Genomic DNA, 21,049 nt, shown 5'->3' with positions numbered 1-21,049 from the left:
AATTTGCGTACTTTTGCCAAATGGAAGAGAATCTCAAACGACTCAATAAATTCATCGGCGAAACCGGATTTTGTTCGCGCCGTGAAGCCGATACTTTTATCGAACAAGGCCGCGTGACCGTGAATGGAAATGCTGCCGAAATGGGAATGAAAGTCACCAATGATGATGAAGTACGCATTGACGGCAAACTCATTCGCGAGAAAAATGAAAAACCGGTGTATTTGGCTTTCAATAAACCCGTAGGGACTGAATGCACGACAAATCTTGATGTACGCGAAAACATTGTCGATTTCATAAATTATCCGAAACGTATTTTCCCGATCGGAAGATTGGACAAAGCCAGTGAAGGCTTGATTTTCATGACCAATGACGGCGATATTGTCAACAAAATTTTACGTGCCCGAAACAACCACGAAAAAGAATATACGGTAACCGTAAGCAAACCAATCACCGATCGATTCATTGAAAAAATGGGCAACGGCGTTCCGATTTTAGATACGGTAACGAGAAAATGTAAGGTAGAACAAATCAGCAAATACATTTTCAAGATTATTTTGACACAAGGCTTAAACCGTCAGATTCGCCGCATGTGTGAATATTTGGGTTATGAAGTTACCGCACTAAAAAGAATCCGGATCATCAATATTTCACTCGATATTCCTGTTGGCCGATACCGCGATTTGACAGATGCCGAAATTCTTGAACTGAACAAATTGATCGAACCTTCCAGCAAAACCGAAGAAGCGAGTTTTCTGGAAGACAGGGCGAAAAGAAAAGAGCCAAGGGAACGCAGCGCATTTCCAGCAAGAAAAACGCATGAGCCTTTTGGAAATAAAAGAGAAAATGAAAGCAGGAAAATAGTTCCAAATAAAGATAAAACTGCAGAACAAAAACCGGAAGAAAATCTGAAACCCGCTTCAAGATGGAAAGTCAAAGTCATTAAAAAAGACGATCCGAATTATAAGAAAAAAGGCGATTATTAAGTAATCGAATGCTTATAAAAGTGAAAAGCCTCCATGAAAATGAAGGCTTTTTTTTATTTAGAACTTGCAAATTTTCGTTGTTCTCTCGCTAGCAATGTGTTTTTCAACAGCATCGCAATCGTCATCGGCCCAACGCCGCCGGGAACAGGTGTAATATGCGATACTTTTTTGCTAACATTTTCGAAATCGACATCGCCCGTAATATGGTAGCCTTTTTCAGAATCGTCGGCAACGCGTGTGATTCCTACGTCAATAACAACCGCGCCGTCTTTGACCATTTCGGCTTTAAGGTAATTTGGTACACCAAGCGCTGTAATGATAATATCGGCCTGGGTTGTGATTTGTGCAATGTTTTTAGTGTAACTATGCGTTAGGGTGACTGTTGAATTTCCGGGAAAGCCTTTTCTTCCCATTAAAATGCTCATCGGACGGCCAACAATGTGGCTGCGGCCAATGACAACCGTGTGTTTTCCTTTGGTTTCGACATTGTACCTTTCCAATAATTCTAAAATTCCGAACGGTGTGGCCGGAATGAATGTTGTCATGTCTAAAGCCATTTTCCCGAAATTCTCCGGATGAAAACCATCAACATCTTTGCTCGGGTCGATTGCCATCAAAACTTTTTGCGTGTCAATTTGCTTTGGAAGTGGCAATTGCACGATAAATCCGTCGATGTTATCATCTTCATTGAGTTGCTTGATCTTTTTAAGCAGTTCAGTTTCCGATGTCGTGCTTGGCATTTTGACCAAAGTTGATTCAAAACCCACACGCTCGCAGGCTTTGACTTTACTGCCAACGTAAGTCAAACTGGCGCCGTCGTTCCCTACAATAATCGCTGCAAGGTGCGGCACTTTTTCGCCATTTTTTTTCATCAGGTCGACTTCGGCTGTGATTTCGAGCTTGATGTCTTCAGATACTTTTTTTCCGTCGAGTAGTTGCATAGTTAGTATGTAGTTAAAAGTTGTGTCCGAAATTCTATTAAATAAAAAAGACGCGTTTGCACACGTCTTTAAGTCTTATCGCATTCCTTTCATGCCGCCCATCATTTTCATCAGGTTTTTTCCGCCCGGACCTTGCATCATTTTCATCATTTTGCTCATCTGGTCAAACTGTTTCATAAGTTGGTTGACCTGCTCTATTTTTGTTCCCGATCCTTTTGCGATGCGGGTTTTTCGTTTCACATCGATGATTGCGGGTTTGCTTCTTTCTATTGGCGTCATCGAATGGATAATTGCCTCAATATGTTTGAAAGCGTCGTCTTCGATCTCGACATCTTTCATCGCTTTGGACGCGCCCGGAATCATTCCGACCAAATCCTTCATATTACCCATTTTTTTCACCTGTTGGATCTGGGTCAGGAAATCGTCAAAACCGAATTCGTTCTTCGCGATTTTCTTTTGTAATTTGCGTGCTTCTTCTTCGTCAAATTGTTCCTGTGCACGCTCTACCAAGGATACCACGTCACCCATTCCGAGGATTCTTTCGGCCATACGAACCGGATAGAACACATCGATCGCGTCCATCTTCTCGCCTGTACCAACAAATTTGATTGGTTTGTTTACCACAGATTTGATCGAAATTGCCGCTCCACCACGTGTATCACCATCTAATTTTGTCAGGATCACACCGTCGAAATTCAGTCGGTCATTAAATGCTTTTGCAGTATTTACGGCGTCCTGTCCAGTCATTGCATCGACAACAAACAAGGTTTCCTGGGGCTGGATCGCTTTATGAACATTTGCAATTTCGTTCATCATTTCCTCATCGACAGCCAAACGTCCGGCAGTATCGACGATGACTACGTTGAAACCGTTTGCCTTGGCGTGTTTGATTGCGTTTTGCGCAATATCGACCGCGTTTTTATTGTCAGGTTCAGAGTAGACTTCAACGCCTATCTGGTCTCCAACAACGTGCAGCTGGTTGATCGCCGCCGGACGGTAAATGTCGCAGGCCACCAATAACGGCTTTTTATTTTTCTTTGTTTTAAGATAATTTGCAAGTTTTCCAGAGAAAGTAGTTTTACCAGAACCTTGTAAACCCGACATCAAAATCACAGTCGGATTTCCGGAAAGGTTGATTCCGGCCACGTCGCCACCCATTAACTCTGTCAGTTCGTCTTTAACGAGTTTTACCAGCAATTGCCCAGGCTGCAACGTAGTCAATACGTCCTGTCCAATCGCTTTTTCTTTGACTTTAGTCGTAAAATCTTTGGCAATTTTAAAGTTGACATCGGCATCAAGCAGTGCGCGGCGAACTTCTTTTAAAGTTTCGGCAACGTTGACTTCGGTGATTTTTCCGTGTCCTTTTAATATATGGAATGCTTTGTCGAGCTTGTCGCTTAAATTATCAAACATAATGTGTTCTTTTTTGAAGCTGCAAATATAAGGGAAAAGTGTAAAGGTTCAAAGTGGCAAAGTGGCAAAGTTTGAGGCTGTTGGCTACAAATTGAAGTTTTTGGTGAAAAGTATTGTAATCATGCAAAAAAAGTAAAATAACTTGTACGCTTCAAGTTATAAATACAGTGTAAATTTATTTAAATTTAAAATTTCCGGATTATGAAAACCATTCAAAAACTTAAATGTCTGGTGATGCTTTTTTTTCTGATTTTTATGATTTCGTGTGCCGGAACTAATAAAGGAACGGCATCAGACAGAACTTCAAACGGAAACACAAACGGCAATGGAAAAGTCCCAAAATCAAATGCCGTACACAATTTCAACAACAATTAAATAAAAAAAACAGCCGTTTCTGACTGGTTTTTCTTGATAATTGATTTGCTTTAAGCCGAATTACATTCTTTCGGGGACTGAAATTCCAAGCAGGTTGAAAGACAATTTAATCGTATTGGCTACTTTTTGTGAAAGCTGTACGCGGAATGTTTTTTTCGTCAGATCTTCCTCTCCCAAAATCGAAACCGTCTGATAGAACGAGTTGTATTCTTTGACGAGTTCATAAGTATAATTTGCGAGTAAGGCCGGACTGTGGTTTTCAGCGGCATTTTGAATTACTTCCGGAAAAAGTTCGAGTTGTTTCAGCAGTTCTTTTTCTTTTTCGTGCAGCTGGATGTTGTCGAAATTTGCAGACAGGTCAAAATCAGCTTTGCGCAGAATTGACTGGATCCTGGCGTACGTATATTGGATAAACGGGCCTGTATTTCCTGCGAAATCTACCGATTCTTCGGGATTAAAAAGAATCCTTTTCTTTGGGTCGACTTTTAAGATGTAATATTTTAGTGCACCAAGCCCGATCGTATTGTACAATTTTGCTTTTTCTTCGTCAGAATAACCGTCTAGTTTGCCGAGTTCCTCGGAAATTTTTTGTGCCGTTTCGGTCATTTCTTTCATTAAATCATCGGCATCGACAACTGTTCCTTCACGGCTTTTCATTTTTCCCGATGGCAGGTCAACCATTCCGTAAGACAAATGGAATAAATGATCAGACCAGTCGAAACCCAATTTTTTCAGGATCAAAAACAACACTTTAAAATGGTAATCCTGTTCATTTCCAACGGTGTACACCATTCCGCCAACATCGGGAAAATCTTTCACCCTTTGAATTGCGGTTCCGATGTCCTGCGTCATGTAAACTGCCGTTCCATCTGACCTCAGCACGATTTTTCGGTCAAGTTCGTCTGCAGTTAAATCGATCCAAACCGAACCGTCCGGATCTTTTTCGAATACGCCTTTTTCGAGTCCGAGTTGTACCACTTCTTTACCTAATAAATAGGTGTTGCTTTCGTAATAATACGAGTCAAAATCGACCCCGATATTTTTATACGTTTCGTCAAATCCTTTGTAAACCCAGCCGTTCATTTTGTTCCAGAGCGCCATGACGCTCTCGTCTCCGGCTTCCCAATCAAGTAGCATTTTCTGGGCTTCGAGCATGATTGGCGCTTGTTTTTTCGCTTCATCTTCGGTTTTGCCATCGGCTATCAATGCGACGATTTGCGCTTTGTAATTTTTATCGAATTCGACGTAATATTTACCTACAAGTTTGTCGCCTTTGAGGCCGGTGCTTTCCGGAGTTTCATTCAAACCAGATCTTTCCCAGGCCAGCATCGACTTGCAGATATGAATGCCACGATCGTTGATGATTTGTGTTTTATAGACTTTTTTTCCGGCTGCTTTTAGGATTTCGGCGACAGAATAGCCAAGAAGTACATTCCTGACATGCCCGAGGTGCAATGGTTTGTTTGTATTTGGAGAAGCATATTCAACCATGACCGCTTTTTCATCGGCTACAGCTTTGGCAAACCCGAATTTTGGATCTTGTTTGATTGCATTGAAAAATTTCAGGTAATAAGCATCTGAAACTACAATATTCAGAAATCCTGAAACCACGTTGAACGCGCTGACTTCAGAAACATTATCAATTAAATACTGTCCGATTTTATTGCCGATTTCTGCCGGATTTCCTTTGATGATTTTCAATAACGGAAAAATTACCATCGTAATATCGCCTTCAAAATCCTTGCGTGTGGCCTGAAATTCTATCTTCTCGAGCGAGACATTAAAAATATCGGCTAAGGCTTTTTGAATTTGCGGCGTAAGGATTTTCGGGAGTGACATAATATGATTTTTAAGTCTGCAAAGATAGTCATATCAGATGCAAATCTAAAATAGAATTGAATTGCTAAAGATAAAAATCTTCAAATTTAAATCCCACTTGATGAATGTGTTGCCGTTCCACTGATTCAAATCTTATTTATCAACAATTTTATAAACCAAAAATGTAAGAATTTTATTTGTTAAAACATTCAAATTATGCATTTCATCGACTTTATTTGTATTTAAACGATAAAATTACAAATCTTTGAAGTGTCAAAACAAATGCCCTGAAAAGAAAGTTTAATTAAGATTAACATGAAAAGAACCCTACTCCTTTTTGCCCTCATGTTTGCCGTTGCCGGATTTTCCCAATCCATTACTGTAAACACCTCAACCTACACCATTCCCCAACTGGTAAATTCGGTACTGATTAATTCTCCCTGCGTGAATGCGACAAACATTACGTGGAAGACGGGAACCAACTATGGTTCTTCAAACGGTATCGGATTTTTCCAGAACACCAACCCGAATTTCCCGATTCCGTCGGGCGTTATTATCAGTACCGGAGATGTTGCCCATGCTCCGGGACCGAATAATAACAATGCGGAACTTGAAGACGGAAGTGCTTCCTGGCCAGGAGATTCCGACCTCGAAGCGACATTGGCAGCAGCGTCAATTCCGATGAATTCTGTAAATGCTACAGTATTGGAATTTGATTTTTTGCCAAAATCACCCAATTTTAGTTTTGATTTCCTTTTTGCCTCAGAAGAATATGGAAATTACCAATGTGAATTCTCGGATGCCTTTGCATTTTTGCTTACCAATACGGTAACAGGCGAAACGAAGAACCTTGCTGTTGTGCCTGGTACGACAGCTCCGATTTCTGTAATTACCATCAGGGATTTTCTGTATAATTCAGGATGCCCTTCGGTAAACAGCCAGTTTTTTGGCGCTTACAATGGTGGAATTTCCGCTGCAGCTTCACCTACAAGCTACAACGGCCAAACCACTTTGTTGAACGCGTCGGCAGTATTGGTACCCAATACGCCTTACCACATTAAACTGGTTATTGCAGACCGTGACGATTACAAATCTGATTCTGCCATTTTCATTGCTTCAGACAGTTTTAATATCGGACAAAATGTTTTGGGGCCAGATATTACCATTGCCAGCCAGGCGGCCCTTTGCTATGGGGATCCACATACGATCAATTCAGGATTAGACCCGTTAACCCATACTTTTGACTGGAAAAAAGACGGTCAGCCTCTTCCCGATCACGGGCCTTCTTTAGGAATCAATGGACCAGGCCGTTATGAATTAATTTATCAGGCCGTTGGATGCCAGCCGGTTAGTGATGTCATCAAAATTGAATATTACCCACAAATCGTGACGGGAACACCTGTGAATTTATACAAATGCAACTCGGGTGCAGCAACTTATAATTACGATCTTACTTACAATACTACGTTGATCAAGACCGGGATGAATCCTGGAACGGTTGTTACATACCATAGTTCTTATCCTGATGCGCAGAATGGCGTTGGCGAATTGCCGCTGAATTATCCAAGCGCCGGTGGCCAAACCATTTATGCTAGGGTAAAAAGTTACAATACCACCTGCTATACGATCAAGCAATTTGATTTGGGCACTGCGCCAGCACCTGTTGCAAACAGGCCGCCGGACATGACTTTATGTGCCAGGTCGACTGCTTTAAACAACGGTATCTTTTTGATTTCTGACCAAACTTCGGATATTTTAGGTACGCAGGATGCTCAAATGAACCTTGTTTCATATTATACTTCTGAACCCAATGCACTGGCCGGAAATAACGAGCTTACTGCCGTAAGTGGTATGATTCGTTACATTGGAACTAATAATTCAGTAATATACGTCAGGGTTCAAAATGCGAGTGACAGGAATTGTTTCAGTACCACGAGCTTTACCTTATTTATCAAACCATTGCCACTAGTAGACAAACTTCTTGATGTTATCGTATGTAGCGATTATACGTTGCCTCCATTGGTAAACGGAAATTATTTTACCGGAACGAATGGCACCGGAACACCAAAATTTGCTGGGGATGTCATCAGTACGACCCAGGTAATTTTCATTTATACGGCGCCTCTAACGCCGAATGACTGTAGCAACCAGACTTCTTTTAAAGTGACGATCTTAGACCCAAATACGCTGTCTCCCGGAAACCAGATTTCATGCGGACCATATCGTTTGCCTGCCTTGGTAGCCGGAAATTATTTTACCGAGCCACACGGCGGTGGTACAAGACTGCCTGTAGGAACAGCAATTACAGAAACCCAGACTTTGTATGCCAACTATACATCGACGAATCCTGTATGTGAAATTGACGCCGGATTTACTGTCACTGTTGTACCTGTAATTGATTTGGGCACTTTTAGCGCGGTGTTTAGCTGTACTTCTTATACTTTACCTACATTATCCGCAGGTAAATATTTTACACTTCCTGGCGGACAAGGATCTGAAATTCTTGCCGGAACAGTAATAACCACGACACAAACAGTTTACGTATTTGCAGAGACAACTGAAGGCTGTAAAACTGAAAAGCATTTCGACGTAGTGATCGGTATCGATACGCCTGCAGATGTTTACCAATGCAACGGTTATACATTGCCAACGCTACGCATCGGGAATTATTTTACCGGAAGAGCCGGAACCGGAACGATTATCCCGGCCGGAACTGTGCTTGAAGCTACGGCTACCGTTTACATTTATGTGCCAACATCTGAAACGCCAAACTGTACGGATGACATTCATTATACGATCAATATTGCACAACCGCCGATCGATCATTTGGAGAGCCGCAGGGTTTGCGACGGATTTACATTGCCTCCGCTTACCAATGGCGAATACTATTTTCGTGCTGGCGGAATTGGAACACCAGTCCCAGCGGGAACTTACATCTCAATAGGAAGAACGATTTACATCTTTAAAAGATCGACACCGCAATGTTATAACGAATCGAGTTTCGTGATTATCATCAATCCGAAACCGGCTATCGATTCGCGTGGCGACCTCAACGTTTGTAATTCTTATACCCTCACAACATTGGATGTTGGGAAATATTATACCGGCCCAGGCGGAACCGGAGACGTCATTCCTTTCGGAACCGTATTGACCACTTCGCAAAGGGTTTACATTTATGCAGTTGGAAACGCAACTCCGGCACCTGCATGCTCGGCTGAAAGCAGCTTTTTTGTATCGATCACTGTCCTACGAGCAGACAAACCTGCAGATGTTGTAGAATGTGACAGCTACAGATTGCCAGCGCTGACCATTGGAAATTATTATACTTTGTCCGGCGGCCCAAGCGGCGGCGGGATCATGAAACATGCTGGCGATTTGATCACCACATCGCAAACACTGTATGTATTTACAGAAAACAACCAAAGGATCAATTGTACAGATGAAAACAGTTTTAACATTACGATCCATCATACACCTGTCGTAGCTGCTGTATCTGATAAATATGCCTGTAATTCTTACACGCTTCCCGCGTTAACCGTTGGCGATTATTACACCGGATCATTAAAAACCGGAAGGTTGCTGCACGCCGGAGATGTGTTGAGCGTAACGCAAACCATTTATGTGTATGCTGAAACAGGAACAACGAAAAATTGCTTCAACGAAAAAAGTTTTAAAGTAACTATTTTCAATGTGGATGAAATTGCCGATGTAACCATCTGCGAAAGCTACACCTTGCCACCACTAACCATTGGAAAATATTATACAGGACAAAACGGAACTGGGACAAACCTTGCTGTAGGCTCACATATCAATACGACACAAACGATTTATGTATATGCAAGATCACCGTTTACACCAACTTGTTATGACGAAAGTTCATTTATTGTTACCATCGTTGACACGCCAATTGCACATCCGGTAACGGCTGCAATGACCACGGTTTGTGATGAAGACGGAACAAATGACGGCGTGACAGCTTACAATCTGACACAATTAAATGCCACTTTATTGGGAAGCCAGACCGGCACCGAATTCACGGTGACTTACTTTGCAAACCCGACTGATGCTGCCACAAATGCAAATCCGATTACTTCAACCACAGCGCGTACTGCAGTGGCAAGAGTTTCGAATACACTGACGGCAAATTGTTTTGATTTGAGAGCTATTTCGATCACGGTTCATAAATTACCGGAACCGAAACCTCTTGGCGGAATCATCTGCTACGACAGTAAAAACCAAGTAGTTTTGAGGCCTTATAAAATCCTTAGCGGACTTGGTACAGGCTATACTTTTGAATGGTTCAATTCGAATGATGAACTTTTAGGAACCGCAAGCAGTTATACTGCAGTTTTACCCGGAGACTATTATGTAATCGCTACGAGTAATGTTACTGGCTGCCCATCGGAAGAAACGCATGTAACGGTTGCGCCATCTGAACCTGCATTGGTAAGTTATACGATCACCGATGATTTTGTAGACAGCCAGGTCATTACGGTTCAGGCTACAGGAGTTGGCGGGGATTATGAATACCAGCTTGATTTTGGCCCGTTCCAGGACAGCCCGGTTTTCGAAAATGTATCATCCGGATTCCATACGGTTCACGTGAGAGATAAAAACGGTTGCGGCATGTCGGATGCGGAAGCATTGGTTATCAATTATCCGAAGTTCTTTACACCAAACGGCGACGGATTCAATGATACCTGGAACATTGTTGACCTGAAATCCCAGGCGACAGCCAAGATCAATATCTTTGACCGATATGGAAAATTCATCAGTCAGATTACGCCAAGCGGCGCAGGCTGGGACGGAACGCTTCACAGCAAGGAACTGCCTTCTACCGATTATTGGTTTGTTGTAAACTATGAAGAAGACGGCATTCAAAAAGAATTTAAAGCGCATTTTGCGATGAAACGATAATCAGATAATTTGGCAAAAAAGCGGCTTCCAAAATATGGAAGCCGTTTTTATTTATATCCATTTTAAATTTAGAAACTGTTGTAACAATTATCTTTGCACCAAGTCTTGTATCGGGATTTAAAAAAATTTACAACAACAAAATGAAGCTAAAATTACTCTTACTTTTTTTCCTCGGAAGCCTTTTATCCGCAAATGCACAAAAGATCGGAAGCCTTTCCGGTAAAGTATCCGATAAAAATAACACGCCAATTTCTTATGCCAGCATTGTACTCAAAGCCGATAATAAAGTCATAACCGGCGGCATTACAGACGACAACGGCTTATTTGAAATCAAAAACCTGGAACTCAAAAAATATGCGGTCGAAATCCAGTTCATCGGCTACAAAGCCTATTCTGGCACGGCCGATTTCAGTTCAGGTCAAAAATCAATTGCGATTCCAAAAATTGTCCTTGAAGAAGAAGCCACACAATTGAGCGGCGTAAATGTCGTTGCAGAACGTTCGACCATCGAACAGAAAATCGACCGGAAAGTCATCAATGTAGGCAAAGACCTCACAACGGCCGGCGCAACAGCATCTGATATCATGAGCAACATTCCATCGGTAAATGTCGACCAGGACGGAAAATTATCGCTGCGTGGAAATGAAAACGTGCGTGTTTTGATTGACGGACGCCCGACGAATATCGATGCATCGCAACTTCTGAAGCAGATTCCGTCATCATCGATCAAAAAAATTGAGCTCATCACGAACCCAAGCGCAAAATACAATCCTGAAGGCATGTCGGGAATCATTAACATCGTGCTCCACAAGAACGCGAACGACGGATTTAATGCGACGATCAATGCCGGATTAACGGTAGCGCGCACGCCAAAACCAAGCAGTTCGATCGATTTGAATTACCGCACCGGAAAAATCAATTTCTTCGGAAATTACGGAAACAACTTTGGCGAACAATACAACCACGGACTTGTAAAAAGGCTCAGCGACAGCTCGTATCAGGAATTTGACGTCATCAACAACAATAAAAACCACCTGTTTAAAGCCGGAATGGATTATTTCATCAACGACAAAAACACGGTTTCGGTGTATACCAACCAGAATATTTTTTCGGGAACCGGGCCGGTGAATACCAATTTTTATTTTACTGAAATCGACAGCAATTTTATTTCACGCGACAATTACAGAAATGCAAACCGCAACGGAACTTACAATCTGGCTTACAAACATTTGTTCGAAAAAGAAGGCCATACTTTAGATTTTGAAGGCAATTACAACGATTACCATTCGACCCAAAACGCGGCTTTCTTTACAGATAAAACGCCTTTGATTTTGGATGATCCTGCATTTACTTACAACGACAATATTATTGATGACCGTAAAAATTCGACTGTAAATGTGGATTATGTGAATCCGCTTTCGGAAAAATCTACGTTGGAACTGGGTGCCGAATCGCGAATCGTCCGTACCGATAATGTCTATCGCACCTCTGGAAAAAACCTTCCAAATTCAAATTATTCGTATGATCTTGACATCTACTCTGCGTATGCGACTTTTGGCCAGAAATTCAAAAAATTCAGCTACCAGCTTGGCGCGAGGTTTGAAAGTTACAAGGTCAATGCGACTTTAGACGGCGCAACAGCTTACAAAGACGATTACATTACGATGTATCCGTCGGCTTATTTGAGTTATGCCTTAACGGATAAAAACAACTTCCAGCTGAGTTACAGCCGACGCGTAGACAGGCCAAGTTTAGAGCAAACCAAACCGATTCGCGAATTTAGCACCGCAAGGCTCACTTCAATCGGAAATCCGGCACTTGACCCACAATTTACGAATTCTGTGGAGTTAAATTATACGCGAACAATAACCAAAGGCTCGATCAGCGGAGGTGTTTTTTACCGCATCATCAATGACGAAATCGCTCGTGTTTTATTTCCGGATGAGAACAAACCAGGTGCCCAAATCATGACTTTCACCAATTACGACCGAAATTCCTCTTACGGATTTGAATTGTCTGCGAATTATAAAATCAATTCCTGGTGGGACATTCAGCCGGCAATCGATTTTTCAAGCCTGAGCCAAAAGGGCGCGGTTTCGATCCTTATTCCAAGGCAGCCTGGCGAAACTGTAGATAATTTTGAAACGGTCCTGAAAGAAATTACGGCAAATTCCTTTAATGCCAGAATGAACAGCAATTTCAAAGCGACGAAAAACCTGCGTTTGCTGTTGTTCGGATTTTACCGCGGTGCTGTTGACGGAATCCAGTTCAACCGAAAAGAAATGTACAAGATCGATGCCGGCGCACGTTACAGTTTCCTGAACAACAAAGCGACGATCAGCATTCGTTCGAACGACGTTTTCGATACAATGAAATTTGCATTTGAAGGCGACAATCCGTATCCTCAAAATGGAGAATTTAAATGGGAAAGCCAGTCGTTGTTTTTCGGGTTCAATTATATGTTTGGTTCCGGAAAAAACAAAGCACTACAAAGAAAAAAACGCGACGACAATACCAAACAAGGCGGCGGCGGATTATTTTAAACTATTTATACTATTTGAACCAGAATGCCGTTTATAATAATTATTTGAGTTTATTACAACAAAAAGCCCCGACTGTGCAAAGCGGGGCTTTTTTTTATTTGCCTTTTTGTCAGATTACCATCTGATGATGGCGCTTCCCCAGGTAAATCCGCTGCCGAAAGCGGCAAGCACTACCAAATCGCCTGATTTGATTTTTCCTTGTTCCCAGGCTTCAGTTAATGCAATCGGGATTGAGGCTGCGGTTGTATTTCCGTATTTCTGAATGTTGTTGAATACTTGGTCATCTGTCAATTTGAATTTTTGCTGGATGAATTGTGATATCCGGAGATTGGCCTGATGCGGAATCAGCATATTGATATCAGAAACCGACAAATCATTGGCTGCCAAGCCTTCATTGATGACTTCTGCAAAACGAACGACGGCGTTTTTAAATACAAATTGCCCGTTCATATATGGAAAATAACTTTCATCGTTCGGGTCGTTATCTGCTACAATATCCGAAACCCAGCGTCCGCCCATTCCCGGTGCTTTTACGATCAGTTCTTCGGCATGTTGCCCTTCTGAATGCAAATGTGTTGACAAAATTCCTTTTGACAAATCATCTTCTCTTGACAAAACTGCCGCTCCTGCCCCATCGCCGAAAATTACGGAAACGCCGCGGCCGCGCGATGTCATGTCCAATCCGGTAGAATGCACTTCGGAACCAATCACAAGGATATTCTTGTACATTCCTGTTTTGATGTATTGGTCGGCAACTGAGATCGCATACACAAATCCAGAGCATTGGTTCCTGACATCAAGTGCGCCAACGGTTTTGATTCCGAGGTCGCGCTGTACCAATACGCCTGGGCCAGGAAAATAATAATCCGGACTTAAGGTCGCAAATACAATAAAATCGATATCGTCTTTAGAAATTCCCGACCTATCGATCGCGATCTTAGCCGCTTTTACGCCCATGGAAGTCGTCGTATCTTCGCCTCTGATAATGTGGCGGCGTTCCTGGATTCCGGTGCGCTCCTGGATCCATTCGTCGTTGGTATCGATTAATCTGGAAAGGTCGTCATTGGTGACCACATTGTCCGGCACATAATAACCAAGCCCTGATATTTTTGAATGATACATTTTAGTAGTTTTAGTAAAATTGTGCAGCTAAATTTAAGCAGATGGCAAAACTGTAGGCACAAGATAGGATAATTTTAGAAAATTGCAATTTTAAAACATTCGGAAATAGTAGAAATGTTTTATTTTTAAACACATTAAGTTCATTACGATAAGTAACTTAATGGTCAATTTTTCACCAAATGAACAGTAGTTGCTTTATTCAAATTATTTTCATTTTCAAAAAAAACGATTAAACCAGAATTTGAAATTGCTTCGATCAGCCAGAAATTTCCTCTAAAATAAGATTTCTGAGCTTCAACTTTCAGTTTAGAATTTTCCGTTATTTTGAGCTGGTGCGGATATAAAAATACGGTTTCATCAGAATCTGAATCGGCTTCAAGCAAATATTTCGGAATTACGTTTACTTCATCAAATAAAGTTGCAGTGTAAAAATTTTGTGGATTGTTGTATACATTCTGAGGCTTGCCTTTTTGGATAATCTCACCGTTTTTCATGATCGCAACGGCATCGGCGAAAGCCAGAATATCTGTGCTGTCGTGCGTGGCCATGATGCAGGTAATGTTTTTTTCTTTCAGATATTGGAACAAATTCCGGCGTAGTTTATTTTTTCTGAAAGTGTCAATTTGGCTGAACGGTTCATCGAGCAGTAAAATTTCAGGTTCTAATGCCAAAACACGTGCGATTGCGACTCTTTGCTGTTGGCCACCGCTCAGAAATTTCGCTTTTACTTTTGCAAATTCTGTCATTTCAACCATTTCTAAAAGTTCGTGAACGCGCGCCGCTTTTCTGTCTTTATAAATATTTGACAGGAATTTCCCGATGTTTTCTTCGACGGTGATAAACGGCATCAGGTCGAAATCCTGAGCGAGATATTTGATGTAATCTTCGCCGGGAATTAAGTTGAATTTTGGGCCGAAGATCGGTTTTTCATCATACGAAATCGTGCCTGCATCCAAATCATATTGGCCGTAAATTAATTTTAATAAAGTACTTTTTCCGCAGCCGCTTTCGCCGATAATTGCAACACTTTGTCCTTTTTCAACTGAAAGATGGATGTTTTTTAAAACCGGGATGTTATCGTAGGAAAAAGTAAGCTGGTCGATTTTGAGCATAATAAAAGGATAGATTGCAAATTTAAGGAAATTTTTAAATGTACGATTCCAGATCTACGATTTACGAGCGCGCAACACGTAAATCGTAGATCTGAAATCGTAAATAAAAAATAAGAGCGAAAAACCTTTCGATTCTCCGCTCTTACAACCTAACCAATAAAACAAACATTTATTTTTGAAGCATGTAACTTCTGTATTGTTGTGTGTCAACGCGCGCTTTGAGGTCGTGCATTAAATTGTACAATCCGAAAAACGTTCGGTTGATGTACAAAAAGTGTTTCGATCCTCGGTTGCCGTTCATTTTCCGCAATTGGGTGTCTTTTGCAAACTCCTCGCCCATGGTTGCGATTGCTCCAAAAAAATCTTCATCTGAGAAATCAAAACGTTCTGAATGAAATGGTTTTGTAAATAAGCTCAATAATCGGTGAAATAATTTGGTAAAATAAGCCACTTCTTCAGGAGAATCATCGGTTCTTAAAATTTCCAACTGGTATAATTTTTCGCTGAACAAAGCCGGATTGTTGATAAATTTCGGATTCGCCAGTTCGAAATACGGAATGTAAAATTCGTTCGGCACTTTCTTGATGCATCCAAAATCGATCGGCATCAGGTTTGCATTTGCATCGATCAGGAAATTTCCCGGATGCGGATCTGCGTGAACCTGTCGCAGTTGGTGCATCTGGAACATATAAAAATCCCACAACGCTTGTCCGAGCTGGTCGCCTTTTTGCGTGTCGGTGTTGTGCGACGCGAATTCAGATAAATGCTCGCCTTCCATCCAATCCATTGTCAGGATTTTTTCAGATGATAATTCGGGATAATACGTTGGAAAACGCAAGTTTTTGATGTCTTTGCAGGCTTCGGCCATTTCTACCGATTGCTTTAATTCGAGAATATAATCGGTTTCTTCGAGCAATTTGTTTTCAACTTCCTTGAAATATTTCTCGGAATCTTTGCCTTTTAAGTTGAACATGCGCGTCGCAAATGGTTTCACCAAAGCCAAATCGGAACTGATACTATCGGCTACTCCGGGATATTGGATTTTCACAGCAAGTTTTTTCCCATCTTTATGCGCGACATGGACTTGCCCGATGCTCGCGGCATTTATAGAATCCGGAGTGAACGAATCATATATTTCTTCAGGAAATTTTCCAAGGTATTTTTTAAATGTTTTGCGAACCAATGGCGCTGATAACGGCGGGACAGAAAATTGCGACAGAGAGAATTTATCTACATAAGCCTGCGGCATAATGCTTTTGTCCATGCTTAGCATTTGTGCCACTTTTAGCGCAGACCCTTTTAAGTTTTGCAATCCGTCGTAAATGTCTTCCGCGTTGTTTTCGTTGAGTTTTTCTTTCGTTAAAGACGGATTGACTATTTTTTCGCCATAATAAGCGATGTAATTGCCGCCAACTTTAATTCCGGTTTTCATCAATTGCCCGGCGCGTTCTATTTTATTTGTTGGAATCGAATCTAATGTTTTCATGTAGGGAACTTTATCTGAGGCTTATAAAAATCATCTCATTTTGCTTTCTTTCCAAAGGAATTTCCCGAGGTCGAAAAGGTTTTCAAGCGGCTTGGTATCGAGTAAATCAACTACAGTATTGACCGATTTTTCGATCACGATGTCTGTTTTTTCGAAGCTTTTGGAATTGTCGTCCATCCAGAATTTCAAGATGAAAAGGAATTGGAGCCAGCCGCCTTCAGAGAAAACTGGTCCGGTTACTTTCGCTACTTTCCTGTCTTTCTCTGAGGTATCTGACTTTAAGAGATTTACGATAAAATCCTTGAAGTGGTTTCTGAAAAGCTTCAGGTCTTTGAGATTTTTCAATCCTTCATTGTTGTCTTTGAGCGAATACATGATGTAAGTTCGGTTCAGAGTCAGGATTTCAAAAAGCGTGAAATATAAAGTCAGCAGTTTGTTTTTATTGGTAAACGAATAATACGTCGGTTCTTTCGAAATGGCTTCGGTCGCATTTTCAAAAAACTTCACCCAAATGGCTTGTTTCACCGCATCGAAAGATCCGAAAAATGTATAGAATTCAGTTTCTTCAATATTATTCTGCTTGCAGAAAAGGTAAATATTCTTTGGTGGCTCATTGTTTTCAAGCACCGAAGTGATGTATAAAGTAATGATCTGTTTGTCATCGAGCAATTGCTTTGTAGCTGCGATTTTTTTTACGAGTGCCATAGTTTGAAGGATTTACAAAAGTCCCGTAAAGATACAATCTGTTTAAGTATAGTGAATTATGATTAAACAAAATCTTTTGTTAAACTTCGTTCATATATTTTGAAAGTTTACTGCATAAAAAAAGCTGCTTCGTTAAAAACAGCTTTTTTTATGATTATTGGAAAATTATTTTCCGTTTTGCGCGTCCTGAACCATTTTATCATTTGCGGTAATCGCAAACTCTACACGGCGGTTTTGGCTTCTGCCTTCAGGCGTATCGTTTGTAGCAATTGGATCCGCAATTCCGAGTCCGCTTACAGAAAAACGGGTTGCTGAAACGCCTTTTCCTGACAAATACGATTTTACTGACGCAGCCCTTTCTCCTGATAATTTCAGGTTATAATCTGCTGCACCGGTGTTATCAGTATATCCGTAAATCACAATATTGGTATCAGGATATTCACTAAAAACAGAAACCAGTTTGTCTAAGTTTGTTTTCGCTGCAGCGGTTAACGTTGACTTATTCGTGTCAAAACGAACCGAATTTTCACCTAAAACAAGTTTAATTCCTTCTCCAACACGAACGACATCTGCACCCGGAAGCGCATTGTCAATTTCACGTGCCTGTTTGTCCATTTTGTTTCCGATGACGCCACCGGCAACGCCACCGACAACACCACCAAGAACTGCTCCAAGCGCACCGTTTCCGCCTTTTCCTAAGTTATTTCCTAGTATTCCGCCAATTACAGCGCCACCAACAGCACCAATTCCGGCACCTCTTTGTGCTTTATTTGTATTTTTTGCCGCTTCGCAGCCTGAAAGTATAGAACCTGAGATCATTAAAATAGCAAGTCCTAATATTGAGAATTTTTTCATGAGTGGTAGATTTTATTTTTTTATTGATTTACTTTCTGAAACTGGTATACGACGTTTGTCAATTTTCCGCCAACGTCAATATGGTCAACCAGTTGGAAAGAATCCGGAGATTGATTGGCAACATCCAACACATAACCGTCGCGTACTTTTTTGGCTTTTTCCCCAGCGTTCAGTACTTTGAGTACAAATTTCCCTTCTTTGTTCACGAACCATTTGATTGGCGAACTGAACGACGGACAGTTGGCTTTTACAATCGCCATTTCTCCCGAATCATTATTGGAAACGAACTTCCAGGTGCTGCCTTCAAAACATTGCGAATCGGCAAGCCCGAAAGACGTTACTTTAATGTATTCTGAACCGGGATATGTTACAGAACTTACGACCCAGTTTCCTTTCATTCCAACTTGGGATTTGTTGTCAACTTTCGTATTTGTTGCCGGCGCAGTTGACTTGCAGGAAAGCATCAGTACGAACAGCGCACTCAATAGCATTAATTTTTTCATGTTAGATGGTTTTGAATTATTAATCGCTACAAAGATACATTTGTTAAAATCTTAAATTGTTTTAAAATTTGATAATTTAATATTAAAATTAACACTTGTCCGAACTTGAATAAAGTTGTATAAATGGAAATTACATGGTTTAATTCGTGTCTGTGTTAGCGATAGCAGCGGAAATCCTTTTTGTGTCATTGCGAGGCACGAAGCAATCATGAAAAAAGATTGCAGCGGATAGCGCGGGCCGCAGGCAACGCCATAAATGAGTACACGACAATTTGTCACTTTTAACAAAACGGTATCTTATTTGACTGCCGCGAACCAGAAAAAATTTAAACCTTATATATTATGACAACAGGAAAAATCAATGTTTCAGTAGAAAACATCTTTCCCTTAATCAAGAAATTCCTATACAGCGACCATGAAATTTTCCTGCGCGAACTGGTTTCGAACGGAACGGACGCGACTTTAAAATTGAAGCACCTGATTTCAATTGGCGAGGCGAAAACGGAATATGGCAATCCGATCATTGAAGTGAAGATCGATAAAGAAGGAAAAAAACTTCATATTATCGATCAAGGTTTGGGAATGACTGCCGATGAAGTGGAAAAATACATCAATCAGGTGGCGTTTTCTGGTGCTGAGGAATTTTTGGACAAATACAAAGATTCTGCTAAAGATTCCGGGATTATCGGACATTTCGGACTCGGATTTTATTCGGCTTTTATGGTTGCAGAGAAAGTGGAAATCATTACGAAATCTTACAAAGACGAACCGGCAGCGCACTGGACTTGCGATGGCAGCCCGGAATTCACATTAGAACCAGCTGACAAAACTTCACGCGGAACGGAGATCATTTTGCACATTGCTGAAGATTCTTTGGACTTTTTAGAAGAAAGCAAAATTACTGAATTGCTGAACAAGTACAATAAGTTTATGCCGATTCCGATCAAATTCGGGACACGTTCTGAAAAGATCGAACAGAAAAAAGGTGAATTTGTGGATTCTGAAGACAAAGACGAAGTTTTTAAAACCGTAGAAGTCGACAACATCATCAACAATCCAAATCCGGCATGGACCAAACAGCCGACGGAATTGTCTGACGAAGATTACAAAAGCTTTTACCGCGAATTGTATCCGATGCAATTTGAAGAACCGCTTTTTAACATCCATTTGAATGTCGATTATCCGTTTAACCTGACCGGAATTTTATATTTTCCAAAGTTGGGTTCAGATCTGCAAATCCAAAAGGATAAAATCCAGTTGTACCAAAATCAGGTTTATGTAACGGATAATGTGGAAGGAATTGTTCCTGAATTTTTGACGATGTTAAAAGGTGTGATCGATTCTCCGGACATTCCGCTGAACGTTTCAAGATCGTATTTGCAGGCTGACGGCGCGGTGAAAAAAATCTCGAATTATATTACTAAAAAAGTTGCTGATAAACTTAAACTCTTATTCACAGAAAACCGTGAAGATTTTGAGAAAAAATGGAATGACATCAAAATCGTATTGGAATACGGCATGTTGTCTGAACCAAAATTCTATGAAAAATCAGGTGCTTTTGTTTTGTATCCAACCGTTGACGGCAAATATTTCACGCTTGATGAATTAAAATCAACACTCAAAGACAACCAAACGGACAAAGACGGAAAACTGGTTGTTTTGTATGCTTCGAATAAAGATGCGCAGCACAGCTACATTGCTTCGGCGACAGAAAAAGGTTATGAAGTGGTTCTCTTGGATTCTCCGATCATTTCGCATTTGATCCAGAAATTAGAAGCCGACAATTCAGATCTGACGTTTGTTCGTGTTGATTCGGATCACGTGGAAAACCTGATTAAAAAAGATTCTGATTCGATTTCGAAATTGTCAGATGAAGAAAAAGAAACGTTGAAAAGCGTTGTAGAAACCATTGTTCCAAAAGCGAATTATTCGGTACAGATGGAAGCGTTAGACAGCGAAGCATCGCCATTTATTATTACCCAGCCTGAATTTATGCGCCGTATGAAAGAAATGAGCCAATCTGGCGGCGGCGGCATGTTCGGAATGGGGAATTTTCCTGAAATGTACAACTTGGTAGTGAATACAAACTCTGAATTGGCAACGAATATTTTGAATACTTCAGACAAATCGCATCAGGAACATCTGGTTAAGCAGGCATTGGATCTGGCAAAATTATCTCAGAATTTACTCAAAGGCGAAGAACTTACTGCTTTTGTAAAGAGAAGTTTCGAACTGATCAAATAATAAAAATAAAGGGTTAATAATCGGAAGCCTGT

Annotated in this window: 14 protein-coding genes; 5 read left to right on the top strand and 9 right to left on the bottom strand. The window is 41.0% G+C overall.

Annotated features, from left to right (window positions below; genetic code table 11):
• Positions 1-20: 20 nt before the first annotated feature.
• A complete protein-coding gene (gene rluF, locus BLS32_RS06200) occupies positions 21-983 on the top strand; it encodes a 23S rRNA pseudouridine(2604) synthase RluF (RefSeq protein WP_091392957.1) in 963 nt (320 codons plus the stop codon).
• A gap of 53 nt (positions 984-1,036) precedes the next feature.
• Here rluF and BLS32_RS06195 read toward each other — a convergent pair whose 3' ends face one another.
• Both BLS32_RS06195 and ffh read right to left on the bottom strand, forming a co-directional pair.
• Positions 1,037-1,924, bottom strand: coding sequence for a bifunctional 5,10-methylenetetrahydrofolate dehydrogenase/5,10-methenyltetrahydrofolate cyclohydrolase (locus BLS32_RS06195; protein ID WP_091392955.1), 888 nt, complete (start codon positions 1,922-1,924; stop codon positions 1,037-1,039).
• A gap of 75 nt (positions 1,925-1,999) precedes the next feature.
• Positions 2,000-3,337 carry a signal recognition particle protein gene (ffh, locus tag BLS32_RS06190; RefSeq protein ID WP_091392953.1) on the bottom strand — a complete coding sequence of 446 codons (1,338 nt, stop codon included), beginning with the start codon at positions 3,335-3,337 and terminating at the stop codon, positions 2,000-2,002.
• 201 nt (positions 3,338-3,538) lie between these two features.
• On the opposite strand from ffh, the gene BLS32_RS18430 reads away from it, so the two are divergent.
• Positions 3,539-3,712: a hypothetical protein gene (locus BLS32_RS18430; protein ID WP_170227540.1), complete on the top strand. Its 174-nt coding sequence runs from the start codon at positions 3,539-3,541 to the stop codon at positions 3,710-3,712.
• A gap of 60 nt (positions 3,713-3,772) precedes the next feature.
• On the opposite strand, the gene argS is transcribed toward BLS32_RS18430, so the two are convergent.
• A complete protein-coding gene (gene argS / locus BLS32_RS06185) occupies positions 3,773-5,551 on the bottom strand; it encodes an arginine--tRNA ligase (protein WP_091392951.1) in 1,779 nt (592 codons plus the stop codon).
• A gap of 294 nt (positions 5,552-5,845) precedes the next feature.
• Between argS and BLS32_RS06180 the strand changes: the two genes are divergently transcribed.
• Together BLS32_RS06180 and BLS32_RS06175 are read left to right on the top strand one after the other, a co-directional pair.
• Positions 5,846-10,447 (top strand): T9SS type B sorting domain-containing protein, encoded by a 4,602-nt coding sequence (locus tag BLS32_RS06180; protein ID WP_091392949.1) that lies wholly within the window; start codon positions 5,846-5,848, stop codon positions 10,445-10,447.
• Positions 10,448-10,587: 140 nt separating this feature from the next.
• A complete protein-coding gene (locus BLS32_RS06175; RefSeq protein ID WP_091392947.1) occupies positions 10,588-12,990 on the top strand; it encodes a TonB-dependent receptor in 2,403 nt (800 codons plus the stop codon).
• Between the two features lie 114 nt (positions 12,991-13,104).
• Here the strand turns inward: BLS32_RS06175 and BLS32_RS06170 are convergent, their stop codons facing one another.
• From BLS32_RS06170 to BLS32_RS06145, 6 genes are all read right to left on the bottom strand, one after another.
• On the bottom strand, positions 13,105-14,112 hold the full coding sequence (locus tag BLS32_RS06170; protein ID WP_091392945.1) for a 3-oxoacyl-ACP synthase III family protein: 1,008 nt from the start codon (positions 14,110-14,112) through the stop codon (positions 13,105-13,107).
• A gap of 164 nt (positions 14,113-14,276) precedes the next feature.
• The gene (locus BLS32_RS06165) at positions 14,277-15,224 is read right to left on the bottom strand and encodes an ABC transporter ATP-binding protein (RefSeq protein WP_091392943.1); all 948 of its coding nucleotides are present in this window, start codon (positions 15,222-15,224) and stop codon (positions 14,277-14,279) included.
• 169 nt (positions 15,225-15,393) lie between these two features.
• Positions 15,394-16,710 (bottom strand): ABC1 kinase family protein, encoded by a 1,317-nt coding sequence (locus BLS32_RS06160; protein ID WP_091392942.1) that lies wholly within the window; start codon positions 16,708-16,710, stop codon positions 15,394-15,396.
• Between the two features lie 30 nt (positions 16,711-16,740).
• Entirely contained in the window at positions 16,741-17,415 is a 675-nt protein-coding gene (locus tag BLS32_RS06155) for a TetR family transcriptional regulator C-terminal domain-containing protein (RefSeq protein WP_091392940.1), read from the bottom strand.
• Between the two features lie 165 nt (positions 17,416-17,580).
• Entirely contained in the window at positions 17,581-18,270 is a 690-nt protein-coding gene (locus BLS32_RS06150) for a YiaD family glycine zipper/OmpA-like lipoprotein (RefSeq protein WP_091392938.1), read from the bottom strand.
• Positions 18,271-18,290: 20 nt separating this feature from the next.
• Positions 18,291-18,773 (bottom strand): lipocalin family protein, encoded by a 483-nt coding sequence (locus BLS32_RS06145; protein ID WP_091392937.1) that lies wholly within the window; start codon positions 18,771-18,773, stop codon positions 18,291-18,293.
• Between the two features lie 342 nt (positions 18,774-19,115).
• Here BLS32_RS06145 and htpG point away from each other — a divergent pair, with 342 nt between their 5' ends.
• Positions 19,116-21,017, top strand: coding sequence for a molecular chaperone HtpG (htpG, locus tag BLS32_RS06140; protein WP_091392935.1), 1,902 nt, complete (start codon positions 19,116-19,118; stop codon positions 21,015-21,017).
• The last annotated feature ends 32 nt before the right edge of the window (positions 21,018-21,049 follow it).

This window comes from Flavobacterium noncentrifugens (genome assembly GCF_900100375.1).
Taxonomy (GTDB): Bacteria; Bacteroidota; Bacteroidia; order Flavobacteriales; family Flavobacteriaceae; genus Flavobacterium; species Flavobacterium noncentrifugens.
Note: the sequence above shows the minus strand (reverse complement) of the source record. Positions and strands in the feature narration are given on the sequence as shown.

What these genes read in the sequence shown, in the direction of transcription:
- rluF (WP_091392957.1), top strand. Translation starts at nt 21, where the DNA reads ATGGAAGAGAATCTCAAACGACTCAATAAATTCATCGGCGAAACCGGA.
- BLS32_RS06195 (WP_091392955.1), bottom strand. Translation starts at nt 1,924, where the DNA reads ATGCAACTACTCGACGGAAAAAAAGTATCTGAAGACATCAAGCTCGAA.
- ffh (WP_091392953.1), bottom strand. Translation starts at nt 3,337, where the DNA reads ATGTTTGATAATTTAAGCGACAAGCTCGACAAAGCATTCCATATATTA.
- BLS32_RS18430 (WP_170227540.1), top strand. Translation starts at nt 3,539, where the DNA reads ATGAAAACCATTCAAAAACTTAAATGTCTGGTGATGCTTTTTTTTCTG.
- argS (WP_091392951.1), bottom strand. Translation starts at nt 5,551, where the DNA reads ATGTCACTCCCGAAAATCCTTACGCCGCAAATTCAAAAAGCCTTAGCC.
- BLS32_RS06180 (WP_091392949.1), top strand. Translation starts at nt 5,846, where the DNA reads ATGAAAAGAACCCTACTCCTTTTTGCCCTCATGTTTGCCGTTGCCGGA.
- BLS32_RS06175 (WP_091392947.1), top strand. Translation starts at nt 10,588, where the DNA reads ATGAAGCTAAAATTACTCTTACTTTTTTTCCTCGGAAGCCTTTTATCC.
- BLS32_RS06170 (WP_091392945.1), bottom strand. Translation starts at nt 14,112, where the DNA reads ATGTATCATTCAAAAATATCAGGGCTTGGTTATTATGTGCCGGACAAT.
- BLS32_RS06165 (WP_091392943.1), bottom strand. Translation starts at nt 15,224, where the DNA reads ATGCTCAAAATCGACCAGCTTACTTTTTCCTACGATAACATCCCGGTT.
- BLS32_RS06160 (WP_091392942.1), bottom strand. Translation starts at nt 16,710, where the DNA reads ATGAAAACATTAGATTCGATTCCAACAAATAAAATAGAACGCGCCGGG.
- BLS32_RS06155 (WP_091392940.1), bottom strand. Translation starts at nt 17,415, where the DNA reads ATGGCACTCGTAAAAAAAATCGCAGCTACAAAGCAATTGCTCGATGAC.
- BLS32_RS06150 (WP_091392938.1), bottom strand. Translation starts at nt 18,270, where the DNA reads ATGAAAAAATTCTCAATATTAGGACTTGCTATTTTAATGATCTCAGGT.
- BLS32_RS06145 (WP_091392937.1), bottom strand. Translation starts at nt 18,773, where the DNA reads ATGAAAAAATTAATGCTATTGAGTGCGCTGTTCGTACTGATGCTTTCC.
- htpG (WP_091392935.1), top strand. Translation starts at nt 19,116, where the DNA reads ATGACAACAGGAAAAATCAATGTTTCAGTAGAAAACATCTTTCCCTTA.